Genomic DNA, 15,243 nt, shown 5'->3' with positions numbered 1-15,243 from the left:
CGGACGGGAGGCGAGCGATGCCTCGCATGGGTTTCCCGGAGCGGACCACCGCCGGTTACACCGACCGTCGGCACGCCGGGCGGGTTCTGGCCCAGCGGCTGAGCGGTTTGGAGCTGGTTGATCCCGTCGTGCTCGGCTTGGCCCGCGGTGGGGTGCCGGTCGCGGCGGAGGTCGCGCGGGCGCTGGGGGCGCCGCTGCGGGTGTGCGTGGCGCGCAAGATCGGTGCCCCGAGCCAGCCGGAGCTGGCGGTGGGGGCGGTCACCGCCGATGGCCCGGCCAGCTACGACCCGCACCTGGTGCGCGCGTTCCATCTGGACGAGCAGACCCTGCGGGCGGCCTGCGAGCGCGAGCGGGCCGAGGCGCGGCGGCGGGAGCAGCTGTTCCAGCGAGGTGAGCCGCTGCCGCTGGCTGGCCGCGACGTGGTGCTGGTCGACGACGGCCTGGCCACGGGTGCCACGGCCCGGGCGGCGGTGCGGATGCTGCGCGAGTCCGATCCGCGCAATGTGGTGCTCGCGGTGCCGGTGGGTGCTCCGGACGCGGTGGCGGCGCTGCGCGAGGAGGCCGACGTGGTGGTGTGCGTGCTGCAGCCGGTCGGTTTCGCCGCGGTGGGGCAGTGGTACCGCAACTTCCGGGCGACGACGGACGAGGAGATCCACGACATTCTCGCCGAGTTCGCCTGAGCCCCACTAGCAGCGAGGAGCTCCGGAACATCCTTGCGAGAATCATTTGCGTCTGTGGTTTCAGCGTTAACCGAAATTATTTCACTTCATGCACCCCGGTCATGCTCGAGCACCACCACAACACCGCATCGACCAGGATGCGACGACATCCGCGGAGGACATCGTGACCATTCGGGCCACTGGCAGCCTCGGTGTGCGAGGCACTCCCCGGGCCAAGGGCGTTTCCTGAGTCGCGGGAGGAGACCTCGCTGGCCTTGACGATCCGGCCGGGGATGGGGGAGCGTCCCGCCGTCGTTGGAGGGGAGGGGCGGCGCAACGAGGTGCCCGCCGCGGCGGTGACGGTGGACTATGTCACCCGTGCCGCGCAGCAGGGTACGGTGAGCCCGCTTCGGCGCGACGGCCAGGGGTGGAGAGCCTCGGCAGCGATCTTGACCGGGGTGGACGTCGACCCCCGGGTCTTGACTTTGGTCATCTCCCTGGTTTCAGTGGACGCCAAATTCATTCCTCCGGATCGGCTCGCACCAACCCCCGCGCCGACGCGATAACCTCCCTGCACCTGCTCCTGCGTTGCGGAGGCTGGGGATCGGGTGGTTCGCCGCCACCGGTTGGGGGTCTTCGGGCGCGTCGGGGTGGAGTTGGGCATCGGTTTCGGGTTGATTGGGTCGCTATGACTTCCGCTGGGCATTCCGAGAGCACGCCGTCGCAGGCGGGTAGGCACGCGCCACCTCGGCGGTCGGGGACGAGACGGGGTGAGGAAGCCGGCGAGCAGGGGTACTCGGCCGAGGTCGCCTGGCAGGTGGGCGAGGCGACGGTGGCGCTGGGCGAGCGGTTGCGGGACCCGTCGGTGCCGCACGACGTGCCGGAGATCGAGCGGGTCATGCGCGGGTTCTCGCTGACCGTGGAAGGCATGTCCGCCGGGGTCGGCGGGGTCACGGAGTGGTTGCGGGCGGCTGGGCACGTTGGCCCGCTGTCGGGGCACGCGAGCGTGATGGCGGAGCGGTTGTCGCACATCGGCAAGGAGCTGACCCGGTTGGCGGAGGCGATCGAGCAGGCGCAGAAGCGGGCCAGCTGAGCCCGGCGGTGCGGCGCAGCCGGGTGGGTGTGCTCGGCCCCGCCGGGCTGCTCAGTATGTTGGTGCTTGCATCGCGGCTGCGGTGATCGAGTTGTGCTGGTCCGCGGCTCTCCGGTGTTGGGGGTGCGCGGGCGGGGCTGGTGCGTGTGGTGTGGAGGTGGCCCGGTGGTTCGCGGCAGTGTCGGAGATTCCTCTGCCGCCTTCGACTCGCTGTTCAGCGAGGTGCTCTCCGGGGCGGACGGGGCGGTGGCCGCGGAGCGCTCGTTCACGTTGGGCTCGTTGCTCGACGAGCAGGCGCACGAGGTGGTGTCGAAGGCGGTTCGGGCCACTGTGGACTGGGGTGGTCGGGAGCTGGACAGCGCGCACCTGCTGTGGGCGGTGACGCAGGTCCCGGCGACGGCCGAGCTGCTGGTGTCCTCCGGGGTCCGGGTGGAGGAGCTGGCTGCGGCGGTGCGCTCGGCGGTGGTCGGGCAGGAGTTGTCGGGCGCGGGGCGGCCGGTGCTGTCCTCGGCGGCGCGGCGGGCGCTGCTGGGGGCCTACCAGCAGGCGTTGGGCGAAGGTGCTGATGTGGTCGGGGCGCGGCACGTGGTGCTGGGCCTGGCGGCGGATGCGGATTCGGTGGCGGGTCGGGCGTTGGCGCGGGCGATCGAGTTGGGTGATCGGGGTGGGGCTGGGTCGGTGTTGAGCGTGACGCCGCGGTTGGACGAGTTCGGGCTGGACCTGACCGAGCTGGCGCGGGCTGGCCGGTTGGATCCGGTGGTGGGCCGGGACGCCGAGATCGAGCAGGCGATCGAGGTGCTGGGGCGGCGGTCGAAGAACAACCCGGTGTTCGTGGGTGATCCGGGGGTGGGCAAGACCGCGATCGTGGAGGGGCTGGCCCGGCGGATCGTCGAGGGCGCGGTGCCGTGGTCGCTGGCCGACGTGCGGGTGGTGTCGCTGGACCTGGCCGGGATGGTGGCCGGGGCGAAGTACCGGGGTGAGTTCGAGCAGCGGTTCCGGGACGTGATGGCCGAGATCCGGGCGAACCGGGACAGCGTGCTGGTGTTCATCGACGAGTTGCACAGCATCGTGGGGGCGGGTGCCGGTGAGGGGTCGATGGATGCGGGCACCATGCTCAAGCCGGCGTTGGCGCGCGGTGAGCTGCGGTTGATCGGGGCGACGACGGTCGAGGAGTACCGTAAGCACGTGGAGAAGGATCCGGCGTTGGAGCGCCGGTTCGCGCCGATCATGGTGGACGAGCCGTCGGTGGCGGACACGGTGGTGGTGCTGGAGGGGTTGCGGGAGCGCTACCAGCGGCACCACCGGGTGCGCATCGACGATTCGGCGTTGGCGGCGGCGGCGGAGTTGTCGCAGCGCTACATCGCGGACCGGTTCCTGCCGGACAAGGCGGTGGACTTGCTGGACCAGGCGTGCTCGCGGGTGCGGTTGCGGCGTGGTGGTGAGGTGCGGGAGTCGGCGGTGTTCGAGCCGACGGTGGTGGCTGACGACGTGGCCGACGTGGTGGCCTCGCGGACCGGGATCCCGGTGGCCGATGTCAGCGCGGCGGATGTGGAGCGGTTGTTGGGGTTGGAGGAGCAGCTGCGGTCGCGGGTGGTGGGGCAGGACGCGGCGGTGGCGTCGGTGGCCGAGGCGGTGCGCCGGGCGCGGGCGGGGTTGGCCGATCCGGATCGGCCGATCGGCAGCTTCTTGTTCCTGGGGCCCACGGGGGTGGGCAAGACGGAGTTGGCGCGGGCGTTGGCGCAGGCGTTGTTCGGGGATGCGCAGCGGTTGTTGCGGTTGGACATGGGGGAGTTCCAGGAGAAGCACACGGTGTCGCGGCTGGTGGGGGCGCCGCCGGGGTACGTGGGGTACGGGGAGGCTGGTCAGTTGACCGATCGGGTGCGGCGGCAGCCGTACTCGGTGGTGCTGTTGGACGAGGTGGAGAAGGCGCACCCGGATGTGTTCAACACGTTGTTGCAGGTGTTGGACGCGGGGCGGTTGACCGACTCGCAGGGGCGGTTGGTGGACTTCCGCAACGTGGTGGTGATCATGACCTCGAACATCGGGGCGGATCGGATCATGGATGCCGGTGCTGATGCCGGGGAGTCGGCGTTGGTGGTGCTGGAGGAGTTGCGGGCGTTCTTCCGGCCGGAGTTCATCAACCGGATTGACGACGTGGTGGTGTTCCGGCCGTTGGCGGCGCAGCAGTTGCGGCGGATCGCGTCGTTGCTGCTGGAGCGGACGGCGGCGCAGCTGGAGGCCAAGGGGGTGCGGTTGGTGGTTTCGGACGCGGGGTTGGACTGGTTGGTGCAGCGGGGCTACCAGCCGGAGTTCGGGGCGCGGCCGTTGCGCCGGGTGATCGCGCGGGAGTTGGACAACCGGTTGGCGTCGATGGTGCTGGGTGGTGCGGTGTCGGCGGGGGACCAGGTGTCGGTGGACGTGGTGGACGGGGAGTTGTCGTTGGGGGTCTCGACGGTGTGGGAGCCGGTGTCGGGTGGTCGGCACGCGGCGCCGAGTGGCGCGGTGGAGGTGGTGGGGCAGCCGGTGCAGCGGCACAGCGTGTTCGGCTGAGCGGTCACGCTGTGTTGTGGTCGTGTGGGGTGCGGTAGGGGTGTGGGTGTCGTTTGGTGGGGTTGGTGGCTGCTGGTAGTGGTGGCCACGGGCGTGGTTGTCACACGAACGTGGCGAGCCTTGTTGGGTTGGCTGGCGGCTCTTACGGTGGGGGTTGCGGTTGAGCAGCCGCCACGGAGCACCTCTTGCGTGGAGCGCAGCGACGAGTTCTGGTCCCGTGGCCGTGGTCGGACCGTCGATTCGCGAGTTCAGGGGGTGGCAGTGTGATCGTCTCCAGATCCGGTATGCGTCCGGTCGCCTGGGCCGGCAGCGGCCCGGCGATCGTTGCGCCGCGGGCGCCGGTGGATCCGATGATCGGGCACGGGTGCTCGTCGGCGTTGCGGTTGGCGGTGGAGTGGCCTGCTCCGGGTGTGGTGGTGGTGCGCATCGGGGGCGAGATCGACCTGGCCACGGTGCCGAGGTTGACGGAGTTGATCCGGCAGCGGTTGACTGCGGCGGCGTTGCGGTCGGTGGTGCTGGACCTGTCCGAGGTGTCCTTCGCCAGCAGTGCCGCGGTGGAGTTGTTGTTGCACGTGCAGCGGCGCGCGGATCACCGCGGGGTGGGGTTGCTGGTGGTTCCGGGTTCCGGTGCGGTGTGGCGGTTGTTGGCGGTGGCGGGGTTGGGTGATCGGTTCGCGTGCCGGGGGTGCGCGGCGGAGGCGGTCAGCGAGGCGTGCAGCTGAGGGGGCAGCGGGTGCTGGTGGCGAGGTGGTCGGCCAGGGGCGCCCAGCTGCCGTCGGGGTTGTAGGGGCCCCAGGTGCCGGGGTCGTTGGACCAGTACCACCAGCCGACGCCGGCGTCGCGGGCTTCGGCGAGCACGTCGTCGACGTAGTCCAGGGCGCCGGGTTGGCTGGCGTCGAGGCCGAATTCGCCGATGACCATGGGCATGCCGAGGCGGCGTGCGGTGGCGGTGTTGTCGGCGAACCACTTGCGGAGGGTGTCGCGGGTCAGGGCGCGGGTGATGCCGGTGTAGGTCTGGCCGGTGTCGAGCAGCAGTGGGTAGAGGTGCGGGGCGTAGGCCAGCCGGGGTTGGCCGGGGCGGGGGTCGGTGAGCTCGGGCAGGGCGGAGGGGACCAGTGCCTGGTTGACGCCGAAGGCCTGGGGTTCGACGAGGATCCAGTGGGTGGGGTCGACTTCGCGGATGGCGTCGATGGTGCGCTGGTAGAGGGGTGCGAGCTGGTGCTTCTCGAAGAAGGGCCAGGGGACGCTGCCGCCCCAGGGTTCGTTGAACAGGTCGTAGCCCAGGACGCGGTGGTCGGTGGCGTAGCGCTGGGCGACGTGGCGCCAGGCGGCGGTGAAGTGCTCGGCGAGTTCGGGGTGCTGGCCGGTGGTGCCCCAGAAGTGGTCGAAGGCGCGCATGACGCCGGGTTGCAGGTAGGTCAGGGGCCAGGGGTCCTGGAGGGTGGCGGGGAGTCCGTCGAAGTGGCTGGCCCAGGCGGGGGCGCCGCCGTTGCGGCCGGTGCCGGTGACGGCGGGGCCCCACAGGTCTTGGTGCATGTCCAGGACGACGTGCATGCCGGCGCGGTCGTAGGCCTCGATGCGGTCGGTGATGTCGTCGAGGTAGGCCTCGTCGTAGCGGCCGGGTTCGGGTTCGACCTTGGACCAGTAGATGAGCAGGCGGACGGAGTTGGAGCCGATCTTGGCGGCTTCGGCGGTGATGTCGTCGGGGGTGGTCCAGGGCATGGCGTCGGGTGAGTCCTTGGAGCTGTGCCCGTTGTTGAAGCCGTGCGGGATGAGGGGGTTGCCGTCGAGGTCGGTGAGGGGGCGGGGGTTGTCGGTGGCCCAGGCGGGGGTGGCGGTGGTGAGGGTGAGGGTGAGTGCGGCCAGGGCGGTGCTCCAGCGGCGGAGGGTCATGGTCGGGACGGTAGCGGAACCACCACAGAATGTGAATACGATTCATGAATGGTTCGGGTCGGTCGGCGCGGGCGGCCCCTCAGACGGCCGGAGCGGCTCGTCTAGGCTCGTGGGCATGCCGGACACGCAGTACGAAGACCTCCTCCGCCACGTGCTCGATGCGGGGACCCGCAAGGACGACCGGACCGGCACCGGGACGCGGTCGATCTTCGGGCACCAGCTGCGCTACCGGCTCGACGACGGTTTTCCGCTCATCACCACCAAGAAGGTGCACTTCCGCTCGATCGCCTACGAGCTGCTGTGGTTCCTGCGCGGGGACTCCAACGTCAGGTGGTTGCAGGAGCGCGGGGTGAGCATCTGGGACGAGTGGGCGGCACCGGACGGAGACCTGGGGCCGGTCTACGGGGCGCAGTGGCGGTCGTGGCCGACGCCCGACGGCGGCCACGTCGACCAGATCAGCGAGGTGCTGCGCACGCTGCGGGACAACCCCGATTCGCGCCGGATCATCGTCTCGGCCTGGAACGTCGCCGACATCCCGCGGATGGCGCTGCCGCCGTGCCACGCGTTCTTCCAGTTCCACGTCGCCGGCGGCAGGCTGTCCTGCCAGCTGTACCAGCGCAGCGCGGACCTGTTCCTGGGGGTTCCGTTCAACATCGCCAGCTACGCGCTGCTGACCCACATGATCGCCGAGCAGGTGGGCCTTCGGGTCGGTGACTTCATCTGGACCGGGGGCGACTGCCACATCTACGACAACCACGTGGAGCAGGTGCGCACGCAGCTGTCGCGGGAGCCGCGGCCGTTCCCGACGTTGCGGTTGGCCCCGGCGGAGAGCCTGTTCGACTACACCTACGAGCACATCTCGGTGCAGGGCTACGACCCGCACCCCGGCATCAAGGCCCCGGTGGCGGTGTGATCGGGCTGATCTGGGCGCAGTCGGTGACCGGGGTCATCGGCCGGGACGGGACGATGCCGTGGCACCTGCCGGAGGACCTGCGGCACTTCCGGTCGGTGACCCAGGGGGCCACGGTGCTGATGGGGCGGCGCACGTGGGAGTCGTTGCCGCCGCGGTTCCGGCCGCTGCCGGGGCGGCGCAACCTGGTGCTCTCGCGCACCCCGCAGGAGGGGGCGGAGACCTTCGCCGACCTGGAGCGGGCGCTGGCCGCGGCGTCGGGGGACGTGTGGGTGATGGGCGGTGCGGCGGTGTACCGGGCGGCGCTGCCGGTGGCGGACCGGATCGTGGTCACCGAGATCCGGGAGCCCTTCGAGGGCGACACCTTCGCCCCGCAGGTGGGGCGGGCACCGGATGGGACCGGGCCGTGGCTGGAGTCTTCGACGGGCTTGCACTACCGGTTCGTGACCTGGGGTGGCTGAGGGCGCAGCCCGATGCCCAGGGTGCTCTGCCTGGGCAGCACCCCGGCGCTGAGGACGGTGTCGAGCACCGGGCGCAGCAGGGCCGCGAGGGTGGTGGTGTCGGCGCCCAGCGCGCGCCAGGGTGCGGCGGCGAGTTCGTCGGTGCGGTGCTCCACTGCCGCGCGGAGCTGGTGCCCGGCGTCGGTGGCCTGGCCTGATGCGTCGATGAGGCCGCGGGCGCGCAGGCGTTGACTGGCCTGGTCCCACTGCTGCTGGCTCCAGCCGCGGCTGGCGAAGACCTCGGGTGGTGCCGCTCCGACCGCGGCGAAGGAGACCAGGGATTCCAGCGGGCCGAGGTCGTGCTCGCGCAGGGCGGTGAGGTGGCCGTCGCCGCGGTGCTCGCGCAGGATCGTCGCGGCCTGCCACAGCACGAGGTGCGCTTCGGTGGGCCAGGGCTGGGCGGCGTTGGCCGCGGCCAGTGGCCGGTGGTGGGTGTCGGCGGCTTCGGCGGCCCGGCGGGCGAGTGCGGCGGCCGTGCTCAGCTGCGCGGGGGTGTCCCGGTAGAACTCCCCCACCGCCGACAGGCGTGCGGCCAGGACCTGGTGCGGGGTGGCGATGTGCCAGGCGGCGGGGATGTGCTGGGCGACCATGTGCGGGTTGAAGCTGTGGAAGGCCGCGGTGGCGGTGGGGGCGTCGATGGCGCCCAGTGGCGCGGCACGCCAGGCGAAGTAGCTGGGCCAGCGCTGGGCGACCGGGTAGCCCAGGCGGTGGGCGTGGTCGAAGGCCACGGGTGCGTAGTACAGGACCGCGTGGATGGGCTCCAGCAGCCACCACATTCGGCGGGCGGTGCTGGTCTTGGCTGTCATGGTGCCTCCGATCAGGAATCTTGTCGTTGACAAGATGGCGGTGCGGGCGTGGTCTTGTCAATGGCAAGATGAGGGGGTGGCCCGTCCCTACCACCACGGCGACCTGCGCGCGGCGCTGCTGTCGACGGCCGTGGAGATGATCACCGAACACGGCACGGCGCAGCTGAGCCTGCGCGAGCTGGCCCGCCGCGCGGGGGTCTCGCACGCCGCGCCGCGCCACCACTTCGGCGACAAGCCGGGCCTGTTCACCGCGCTGGCCGCCGAAGGCCAGCAGCTGCTCACCGCGCAACTGCTGGCCGCGGCACCCGACCTGCGGGAGATGGGGGTGCGCTACGTCGAATTCGCCGTGCGCCACCCCGGGCACTTCGAGGTGATGCAGCGGCCCGAGGTGTGCCGGGCCGAGGACCCGGACCTGCGGGCAGCCAGGGCCGCCACGGCGCGGGCGTTGCGCGCCGGGCTTCCGGGTGGGCTGGGTGAGGCCGAGGCGGACCGGGCGGCGTTGGCCGCTTGGTCGCTCGCGCACGGCTTCGCCACGCTCGCCCTGTCCGGGAGCCTGCCGTCGCGGGTCGGCGACACCGCCGAGGCCTTCCGCGAGATCGCGGACCTGCTGGCGGTGCGGCGCTGAGGCTGTCACGGCGCCAGGGGCAGCAGGGTCTCGGCGATGGTGGTCTGCACCGCGTTGAGGCGGGGGTGGCCGTCCTCGACGTCCCACAGGCAGTTCTGCAGCACCCGCGCCAGCGACCAGCCCACCGCCCGGCGCCGGTCCAGGCCCAGCACCTCGGTGAGGATCGCCAGGCGGCGGCGCAGCGCGGCGGGCAAGTCACCGGTGGCCACCGCCTGCTCCCAGCGGTTGTCCAGCGCGGGCAGCAGGTCGAAGCCGGGGTCGCCGACCAGCGGCTGGGGGTCGATGGCCAGCCACGGTTCCCGCTGCGCGGCCAGGACGTTGTCGTAGTGCAGGTCCCAGTGCAGCAGGCGGTCACCGGGCTCGTCGACCAGGTCGGTGACGATGTCGGCGCAGCGCCGCAACACCCTGGCTTCGGCATCGCTGAGCTGCGCGCACGCCTGCGGGGTCTCGCGCACCATCGCCGCGGCGATGGTGCCCAGCTCCCGCACGCCCGGTGGGGCGGGCGTGGCGTGCAGGCGTGCCAGCAGGCCGGCGAGGACACCCACCGCGGCATCATCATCGGCTGCACTCGACAGTGCGGTGGGTCCGAGGCGTTCCAGCAGCATGCTGCCCGAACCGGGGTCGTGGGCGAGCATGCGCACCGCGCCGTTGCCGTCCCAGGCCCGCAACCCCAGCGGCTCACCGGCGGTGTCGGGGGTGACGGGCTGCAGCTTCAGCACCGCCGGGGTGCCATCAGCGCGCCGCACCGGCAGCACCAGGGCCACCATCCCGTGCCGGGGCGGGCCGTCAGGTCGCAGGTCCCAGGCAGTCAACTGCTGCTCGGCCAGCGCGGGCAGGTCGGCGAGCCAACGGTCGTCACCGAAGACCTCGTGGTGGGTGGCGGCGTAGGCCGCCGGAATGACCACGGGGCAACCAGTCATCAGGGGGATCTCCTTCGCCACCGGAAGAACTCGTGCGGCGGGCGAAGGAGGAGCGGGGGTGCTCGGGTACGTCAAAGCATGAGATCACTCTAGTCTCAGCGGCCCTGCCAGCGGAGCGGAGTCGCCCGCACCCGGTGCTGGAAGTCCTGGCTGTCGAACGCGGTGCGCACCAGCTCCTCACCGTCGGGGGCGTGGGCCAGCCGCCTTGCTCGCCCGCATCTTCCGCCGCGCGGCGACCCCAAAGTTCGTCCACTTCGCACACCTCGGTGAGCAACCCCGCGGCGTGGGCTTCGGCGGCGCCGGACAACCGGGCACGCAGCAGCATGTCCTTGCGCGGGCCGGGAGATCGTGCGCGGCGCCCTGAGAGCGGCGAGGGCCGGATACCGTGATCGGCATCACCGCGTTGTGTCTGCAAGCAGTCAGGTCGGAGCTGACAAGGTTGATCGCCGAGGCTGCTCCGGGTGGACCAGCCGCCCGCGAAGACCGCCCACAGCCCGGCACCGGAAGGAGACACTGCCGGTCGTGACCGGATCTGTTGACGACACCCCGGCGGTGCGCGCCCCCAGCATCGTCGGCCCACCCAGCCTGGTGGAACTGGCCGCCGCGACCCTGCGCCGCATGATCATCGGCGGTGAGCTGCGGTGCGGGCAGCGCATCGTGGAGAACCGGCTGACCCGCGAACTGGGCATCAGCCGACCCCCGCTGCGCGAGGCACTGCGGGTGCTCGAACGCGAAGGCCTGGTGCGGCAGGTGCCCCGCAAGGGTGTGATCGTGACCCCGCTGACGCTGCACGACATCTACGAGATCTGCACGCTGCGCGCGGAGTTCGAGACCCTGGCGGTGCGGTTGGGGGTGCCGGTGCGCGAGGCGGCGCGGATGCGGCGCTGTCGGCAGGCGCTGCAGCGGATGGGCGAGGCCGCCGAGATCGGTGACCAGGCGGCGTTCCTGGAGTTCTCGTTCGCCTTCCACGTCGCGGTGGTGGGCCTGTCCGGCCACCAGCGGCTGGAGGAGGCCTACCGGTCGCTGCAGCTGCAGCTGATGCTGTCCATGGCGCTCAACCGCAAGGCCCGCCAGGACCGGGAGGGCCTGGGCCAGGACGTGGCCCGCCACCAGCGGCTGCTGGAGACCATCGACGCCGGGGACCCCGAGGCGGTGCTGGCCGAGCTGGCCGTCCACGGCGACCGGACCTTCCTCGAGGGCATCGAGACCAGGGTGGACGGGCACACCGAAGAAGCGCTGCAGTGGCTGCGGCGGCAACGACAAGCACAGGAGGACACGTGAACCCAGGCCCCACCACGCTCGCCGTCGACGGCATCAGCCCGCAGCTGGACCCGGAGGCGTTCGTGGCCCCGGGAGCGGCGCTGATCGGGCGCGTGCGGCTGGCCGCGGCATCCAGCGTCTGGTACAACGCGGTGCTGCGCGGCGACATGGCCGACATCAGCGTCGGGGAGTCCAGCAACATCCAGGACGGCTGCGTGGTGCACGCCGACCCCGGTTTCCCCGCCCAGATCGCCGAGGGGGTCACCGTCGGCCACCAGGCGGTCCTGCACGGCTGCACCGTGGGGGCGGGCTGCCTGATCGGGATGGGTGCGGTGGTGCTCAACGGTGCCCGCATCGGCGCCGGGTCGCTGGTGGCCGCCGGAGCGGTGGTGCTGGAGGGCACCGAGGTGCCGCCCGGGTCGATGGTCGCCGGGACTCCCGCCAAGGTCCGCCGGGAGCTGACCACCGAGGAGCAGGACGCGCTCAAGCTCTCCGCCGAGCACTACACCCAGCTGGCCCGCAAGCACCGCGCCGCCCTGGGCTGAGGCCGTGGGTGCGCGCGGATCACCCCGCGCGCACCCACGGCCACGTGATCCCCCCCGAACAGACCTGACAGCGCTTGTACAAGTGCTGTTATGTTCGGGGGGTGCCGCCCGATCCCACCGAGGACGTCAGCGTCTGGCAGCCACTGCGGCAGCTGCTGCGCGACCTCGAAGACGACATCGACCAGTTCTACGCCCAGCGCGGCGTCACCGGGGTGCGGCCGCGGTTCGTCGGGCCGCTGGTCCGGCTCGGCCACCGCGGGGCCATGAGCATCCGCGAACTCGCCGACGCCCTGGAGGTCACCCACTCGGCGATGAGCCAGACCGTGGCCGCGCTGCGCCGCGAAGGCCTGGTGCGCTCGGTGACCGGAACCGACGCCCGCACCCGCCAGGTCACCCTCACCGACCGCGCCCGGCAGCTCCTGCCGCTGCTGCAAGCCGAGTGGCGGGCCACCGAAGAGGCCCTGCGCGAGCTCGAGGACGAGATCCCCTACGCGCTCAGCCGCGCGGTGGCCGACCTACGGCAGGCCCTGGACCGGCGCCGGTTCCGCGACCGCATCGCCGACCACCTCCCACCCTGGTGAACCTGCTCGACCGGCTGGTCGACACCCGGCCACTGCGCACCAGCCCCGCCTTCCGCCGCCTGTGGTGGGCCGGGGTCGTCTCCGCGCTGGGCGGGCAGTTCACCGTGGTCGCGGTGCTGTTCCAGATGTGGCAGCTGACCGCCAGCCCGGTCGCGGTGGGCGCGGTCGGACTGGTGCAGGCCCTGGCGATGACAGGCGTCGGCCTCATCGGCGGCACCCTGGCCGACGCGCTGGACCGGCGCACCCTGGTGCTCACCGCCACCACCGCGCAGCTCGCCGCCGTGGTGCTGCTGGCCCTGCACGGCCTGACCGACCTCTCCTCGCAGTGGGGGCTGCTGGCGCTGGTGGCCCTCAACGCCGCGGGCAGCGGGCTGGGCGCGCCCGCCCGCCGGACGTTCGTGCCCCGCCTGCTGCCCACCGCCCTGGTGCGCGCGGGCGTGGCGCTGGTCAACCTCAGCTTCCAGATCGCCCTGCTGTTGGGACCGGCGCTGGCCGGGGTTCTGCTGGCGCAGTGGGGGGCCAGCGCCTGCTACCTGCTCGACGCGGCGGCCTTCACCACGGTGCTGCACGGGGTGGCGCGGCTGCCCTCGATGCGCCCGGACGGGCAGCCCACCCGGCCCGGCGCCCAGGCGATCTGGCGCGGCTGGCGGTTCATCGCCACCACCCCGGTGCTGCGCGGAGCACTGCTCACCGACGTCATGGCCACCGTGCTGGCCATGCCCGTCGGACTGTTCCCGCTGATCAACGAGCAGCGCTTCGGCGGGGACCCGCGCACCCTGGGGCTGCTGTTCACCGCGGTGGCCGTCGGTGGGATCACCGCGGGCGCGGCCTCGGGCACCATCACCCGAGCCCGCAAACCCGGTGCCGTGATGCTCGCCGCCGCGGCGGTGTGGGGGCTGGCGCTGGCCACGTTCGGGCTGGCGACCTCGCCGTGGGCGGCGCTGGCCTGCCTGGCCGTGGCCGGTGCCGCCGACACCACCTCAGTGATCACCCGCGCGGCGATCGTGCAGCTGGCCACCCCCGACAGCCACCGCGGCCGGGTCTCGGCCGTGGAGCACATCGTCGGCGCCTCCGGCCCCGACCTGGGCAACTTCCGCGCCGGGCTGGTCGCCGAGACCACCAGCGCGGCGGTCGCCTCCTGCGCAGGCGGGCTGCTGTGCGCGGCGGGCATCGCGTGGGTGGCGCTGCGCAACCCCGAACTGCGCCGCTTCGACGAGACCACCACCTGACCCACCACCGCGAAAACCGCTCGACACCCCTGGGGTGGCGGGGAAACAATGCCTGCTCGTGCCCACCACCCCCGACCGCAGGAAGATCCCCGTGCTGTGGTTGTGCGGGCCGCCCGGCGTCGCCGAGACCGCAGCCGCGCAGGCCCCGGACCTGGAGCGAACCAACCTCGGCACCCTCCGAGTGGACACCACCCACCGCACAGCCGAGCAGGCCACCGACGAGGTCATCGCCCGCACCGGATGGCCCGCGACCTGACCCGCACAAGCTGACCTGCTCAGCTCCCACCACGCGCAGGGCCCCGGCCGAACCCCCCGGCCGCCACGCCTTCGGCCGCACGCACCCGCTCATCATCGAAGGCCAGAGTTCACCCGCCCTCGGCGCAGGCCCCTCGTCTGCCGTGCGGCGGCGCGCAGAACGCGGTTCCCGGGGAAATCGCGCAACACCGGGAGTACGGGCACCGGGAGGTGAAGCGCGCGCGGTCCACTCAGGAGTCTGCGGTGGCGGTGACGACGGTGGCGTCGCGGTCGGCGCAGTGCAGCACCCAGGGCACCAGGCCCGCGGTGGCGAGCAGATCAGCGGTGAGCGGGGCCTGGCGGCGACTGGTCTCGATCAGCACGGTGCCGCCGGGGGCCAGCCACCGCGGTGCCTCGGCGGCCACCCGCCGCTGGACGGCCAGACCGTCGAGGCCACCATCCAGGGCCACCGCCGGTTCGTGCAGGCGAGCCTCCGGCGGCATCAGGCCCACCTCGCCGGTGGGCACGTAGGGGGCGTTGGCCACCAGGACCTCCACCCGACCCCGCAGCCGGTGGGGAAGTGGGGCGTACAGATCGCCCTGGGCGACGTGGGTGGCGCCGGGCAGGTTCGCCGCGGCGCAGGCCACCGCGGCCGGGTCGACATCCGCGGCGTGCACGGCGGCTTGCGGGCACGCGGCCAGCACCGCGGCCGAGACAGCACCAGCCCCGCAGCACAGCTCCACCACCACCGAACCCGGTGTGGTCCGGGCGATGGTCTGTTCGGCGAGGAACTCGGTGCGGCGGCGGGGCACGAACACCCCCGGTGCCACCGAGATCCGCAACCCGCAGAACTCGGCCCAGCCCAGCACCTGCTCCAGCGGAAGCCCGGAGACGCGCTGGCCCACCAGCTCGGCCAGCTCGTCGTGGTCGCGCGCCGCCTGCCGCAGCAGCGCCGCCTCGTCCTCGGCGAAAACACAACCGGCCGCGCGCAACGCGGCCACCACATCAAGAGAAGACGGAAGGATGATGAGCGCCTTTCAACACGATCCGGTCGGGCGCTCCAACGCGATCACCGGCGCGGTCGTCCGGAAGGGAGCCCCCGATCTGCCACAGCGGAAATGGGTCTCACCTCCTCGTCCCTCGCGCGGTCGGCAGCACACTAGCAACCCCGCCCCTCCCACCCGGCGCGGGGGAGCAGGGGGGTGAACAACAGCGCTGGGGTCGTGACCGGTGGTCACGACCCCAGGCTTCTGCAAGTCCTGGCAGCAGGCCCCGGTTGTCGTGTCGATGTGCCCCGGTATTGCGCTCGCGGCGCGTGCGCGCCGCCAGCCTGCTGCCTCGACGCCGCCCGGGCGCAGCCGGGCGGGGCGGGTGTCAGACCCGCGTGTTGCGCTGGCGCTGAACGCTCGACTGCGGGTGCCGCATCACCATGCGGGCC

At 72.3% G+C, this 15,243-nt stretch carries 16 protein-coding genes; 12 read left to right on the top strand and 4 right to left on the bottom strand.

Translation table 11 applies throughout. The features are described from left to right. The first annotated feature begins 17 nt into the window (after positions 1 to 17). The 4 genes from ABT324_RS19885 to ABT324_RS19870 all read left to right on the top strand — a co-directional run bounded on the left by ABT324_RS19885 (position 18) and on the right by ABT324_RS19870 (position 5,024). The gene (locus ABT324_RS19885; RefSeq protein WP_502949769.1) at positions 18 to 680 is read left to right on the top strand and encodes a phosphoribosyltransferase; all 663 of its coding nucleotides are present in this window, start codon (positions 18 to 20) and stop codon (positions 678 to 680) included. Positions 681 to 1,476: 796 nt separating this feature from the next. Next, positions 1,477 to 1,752 (top strand): hypothetical protein, encoded by a 276-nt coding sequence (locus ABT324_RS19880; protein ID WP_351179330.1) that lies wholly within the window; start codon positions 1,477 to 1,479, stop codon positions 1,750 to 1,752. A 165-nt stretch (positions 1,753 to 1,917) separates the two neighbouring features. Then, positions 1,918 to 4,302 (top strand): ATP-dependent Clp protease ATP-binding subunit, encoded by a 2,385-nt coding sequence (locus tag ABT324_RS19875; protein WP_351179327.1) that lies wholly within the window; start codon positions 1,918 to 1,920, stop codon positions 4,300 to 4,302. A gap of 350 nt (positions 4,303 to 4,652) precedes the next feature. Further along, positions 4,653 to 5,024, top strand: a complete 372-nt coding sequence (locus ABT324_RS19870; protein ID WP_351179324.1) for an STAS domain-containing protein — start codon at positions 4,653 to 4,655, stop codon at positions 5,022 to 5,024. On the opposite strand, the gene ABT324_RS19865 is transcribed toward ABT324_RS19870, so the two are convergent. Next, a complete protein-coding gene (locus ABT324_RS19865; protein WP_351179321.1) occupies positions 5,005 to 6,195 on the bottom strand; it encodes a glycoside hydrolase family 5 protein in 1,191 nt (396 codons plus the stop codon). The genes ABT324_RS19870 and ABT324_RS19865 overlap by 20 nt on opposite strands. Before the next feature lie 115 nt (positions 6,196 to 6,310). Here ABT324_RS19865 and ABT324_RS19860 point away from each other — a divergent pair, with 115 nt between their 5' ends. Continuing rightward, positions 6,311 to 7,108, top strand: a complete 798-nt coding sequence (locus ABT324_RS19860) for a thymidylate synthase (protein ID WP_351179318.1) — start codon at positions 6,311 to 6,313, stop codon at positions 7,106 to 7,108. Further along, positions 7,105 to 7,566 (top strand): dihydrofolate reductase, encoded by a 462-nt coding sequence (locus ABT324_RS19855; RefSeq protein WP_351179315.1) that lies wholly within the window; start codon positions 7,105 to 7,107, stop codon positions 7,564 to 7,566. Before ABT324_RS19860 ends, ABT324_RS19855 begins: the two co-directional genes overlap by 4 nt. Here ABT324_RS19855 and ABT324_RS19850 read toward each other — a convergent pair. Continuing rightward, positions 7,539 to 8,411, bottom strand: coding sequence for an SCO6745 family protein (locus tag ABT324_RS19850; RefSeq protein ID WP_351179312.1), 873 nt, complete (start codon positions 8,409 to 8,411; stop codon positions 7,539 to 7,541). The two genes, ABT324_RS19855 and ABT324_RS19850, sit on opposite strands and share 28 nt — an antisense overlap. Before the next feature lie 76 nt (positions 8,412 to 8,487). Between ABT324_RS19850 and ABT324_RS19845 the strand changes: the two genes are divergently transcribed. After that, entirely contained in the window at positions 8,488 to 9,036 is a 549-nt protein-coding gene (locus tag ABT324_RS19845) for a TetR/AcrR family transcriptional regulator (protein ID WP_351179309.1), read from the top strand. A 5-nt stretch (positions 9,037 to 9,041) separates the two neighbouring features. Here the strand turns inward: ABT324_RS19845 and ABT324_RS19840 are convergent, their stop codons facing one another. Then, positions 9,042 to 9,959, bottom strand: coding sequence for an aminoglycoside phosphotransferase family protein (locus ABT324_RS19840; RefSeq protein ID WP_502949773.1), 918 nt, complete (start codon positions 9,957 to 9,959; stop codon positions 9,042 to 9,044). A 519-nt stretch (positions 9,960 to 10,478) separates the two neighbouring features. Between ABT324_RS19840 and ABT324_RS19835 the strand changes: the two genes are divergently transcribed. From ABT324_RS19835 to ABT324_RS19815, 5 genes are all read left to right on the top strand, one after another. After that, complete coding sequence (locus ABT324_RS19835; RefSeq protein WP_351179303.1) at positions 10,479 to 11,237, top strand: GntR family transcriptional regulator; 759 nt, start codon at positions 10,479 to 10,481, stop codon at positions 11,235 to 11,237. Next, a complete protein-coding gene (locus ABT324_RS19830) occupies positions 11,234 to 11,761 on the top strand; it encodes a gamma carbonic anhydrase family protein (protein ID WP_351179300.1) in 528 nt (175 codons plus the stop codon). Before ABT324_RS19835 ends, ABT324_RS19830 begins: the two co-directional genes overlap by 4 nt. A 101-nt stretch (positions 11,762 to 11,862) precedes the next feature. Beyond that, positions 11,863 to 12,342, top strand: a complete 480-nt coding sequence (locus tag ABT324_RS19825; RefSeq protein ID WP_351179297.1) for a MarR family winged helix-turn-helix transcriptional regulator — start codon at positions 11,863 to 11,865, stop codon at positions 12,340 to 12,342. Continuing rightward, entirely contained in the window at positions 12,339 to 13,571 is a 1,233-nt protein-coding gene (locus ABT324_RS19820; RefSeq protein ID WP_351179294.1) for an MFS transporter, read from the top strand. The genes ABT324_RS19825 and ABT324_RS19820 overlap by 4 nt, the downstream gene beginning before the upstream one ends. 58 nt (positions 13,572 to 13,629) lie before the next feature. Beyond that, entirely contained in the window at positions 13,630 to 13,827 is a 198-nt protein-coding gene (locus ABT324_RS19815; protein WP_351179291.1) for a hypothetical protein, read from the top strand. A 229-nt stretch (positions 13,828 to 14,056) separates the two neighbouring features. Here ABT324_RS19815 and ABT324_RS19810 read toward each other — a convergent pair whose 3' ends face one another. After that, positions 14,057 to 14,809: a putative protein N(5)-glutamine methyltransferase gene (locus ABT324_RS19810; RefSeq protein ID WP_351179289.1), complete on the bottom strand. Its 753-nt coding sequence runs from the start codon at positions 14,807 to 14,809 to the stop codon at positions 14,057 to 14,059. Positions 14,810 to 15,243 lie beyond the last annotated feature (434 nt).

This window comes from Saccharopolyspora sp. NPDC000359 (genome assembly GCF_040300525.1).
Classification (GTDB): Bacteria; Actinomycetota; Actinomycetes; order Mycobacteriales; family Pseudonocardiaceae; genus Saccharopolyspora.
The sequence above is the reverse complement of the archived record's forward strand: the minus strand, read 5'-3'. Positions and strand labels throughout refer to the sequence as shown.

Coding starts and splice junctions, on each gene's coding strand:
- ABT324_RS19885 (WP_502949769.1), top strand. CDS start 18: ATGCCTCGCATGGGTTTCCCGGAGCGGACCACCGCCGGTTACACCGAC.
- ABT324_RS19870 (WP_351179324.1), top strand. CDS start 4,653: ATGATCGGGCACGGGTGCTCGTCGGCGTTGCGGTTGGCGGTGGAGTGG.
- ABT324_RS19865 (WP_351179321.1), bottom strand. CDS start 6,195: ATGACCCTCCGCCGCTGGAGCACCGCCCTGGCCGCACTCACCCTCACC.
- ABT324_RS19860 (WP_351179318.1), top strand. CDS start 6,311: ATGCCGGACACGCAGTACGAAGACCTCCTCCGCCACGTGCTCGATGCG.
- ABT324_RS19850 (WP_351179312.1), bottom strand. CDS start 8,411: ATGACAGCCAAGACCAGCACCGCCCGCCGAATGTGGTGGCTGCTGGAG.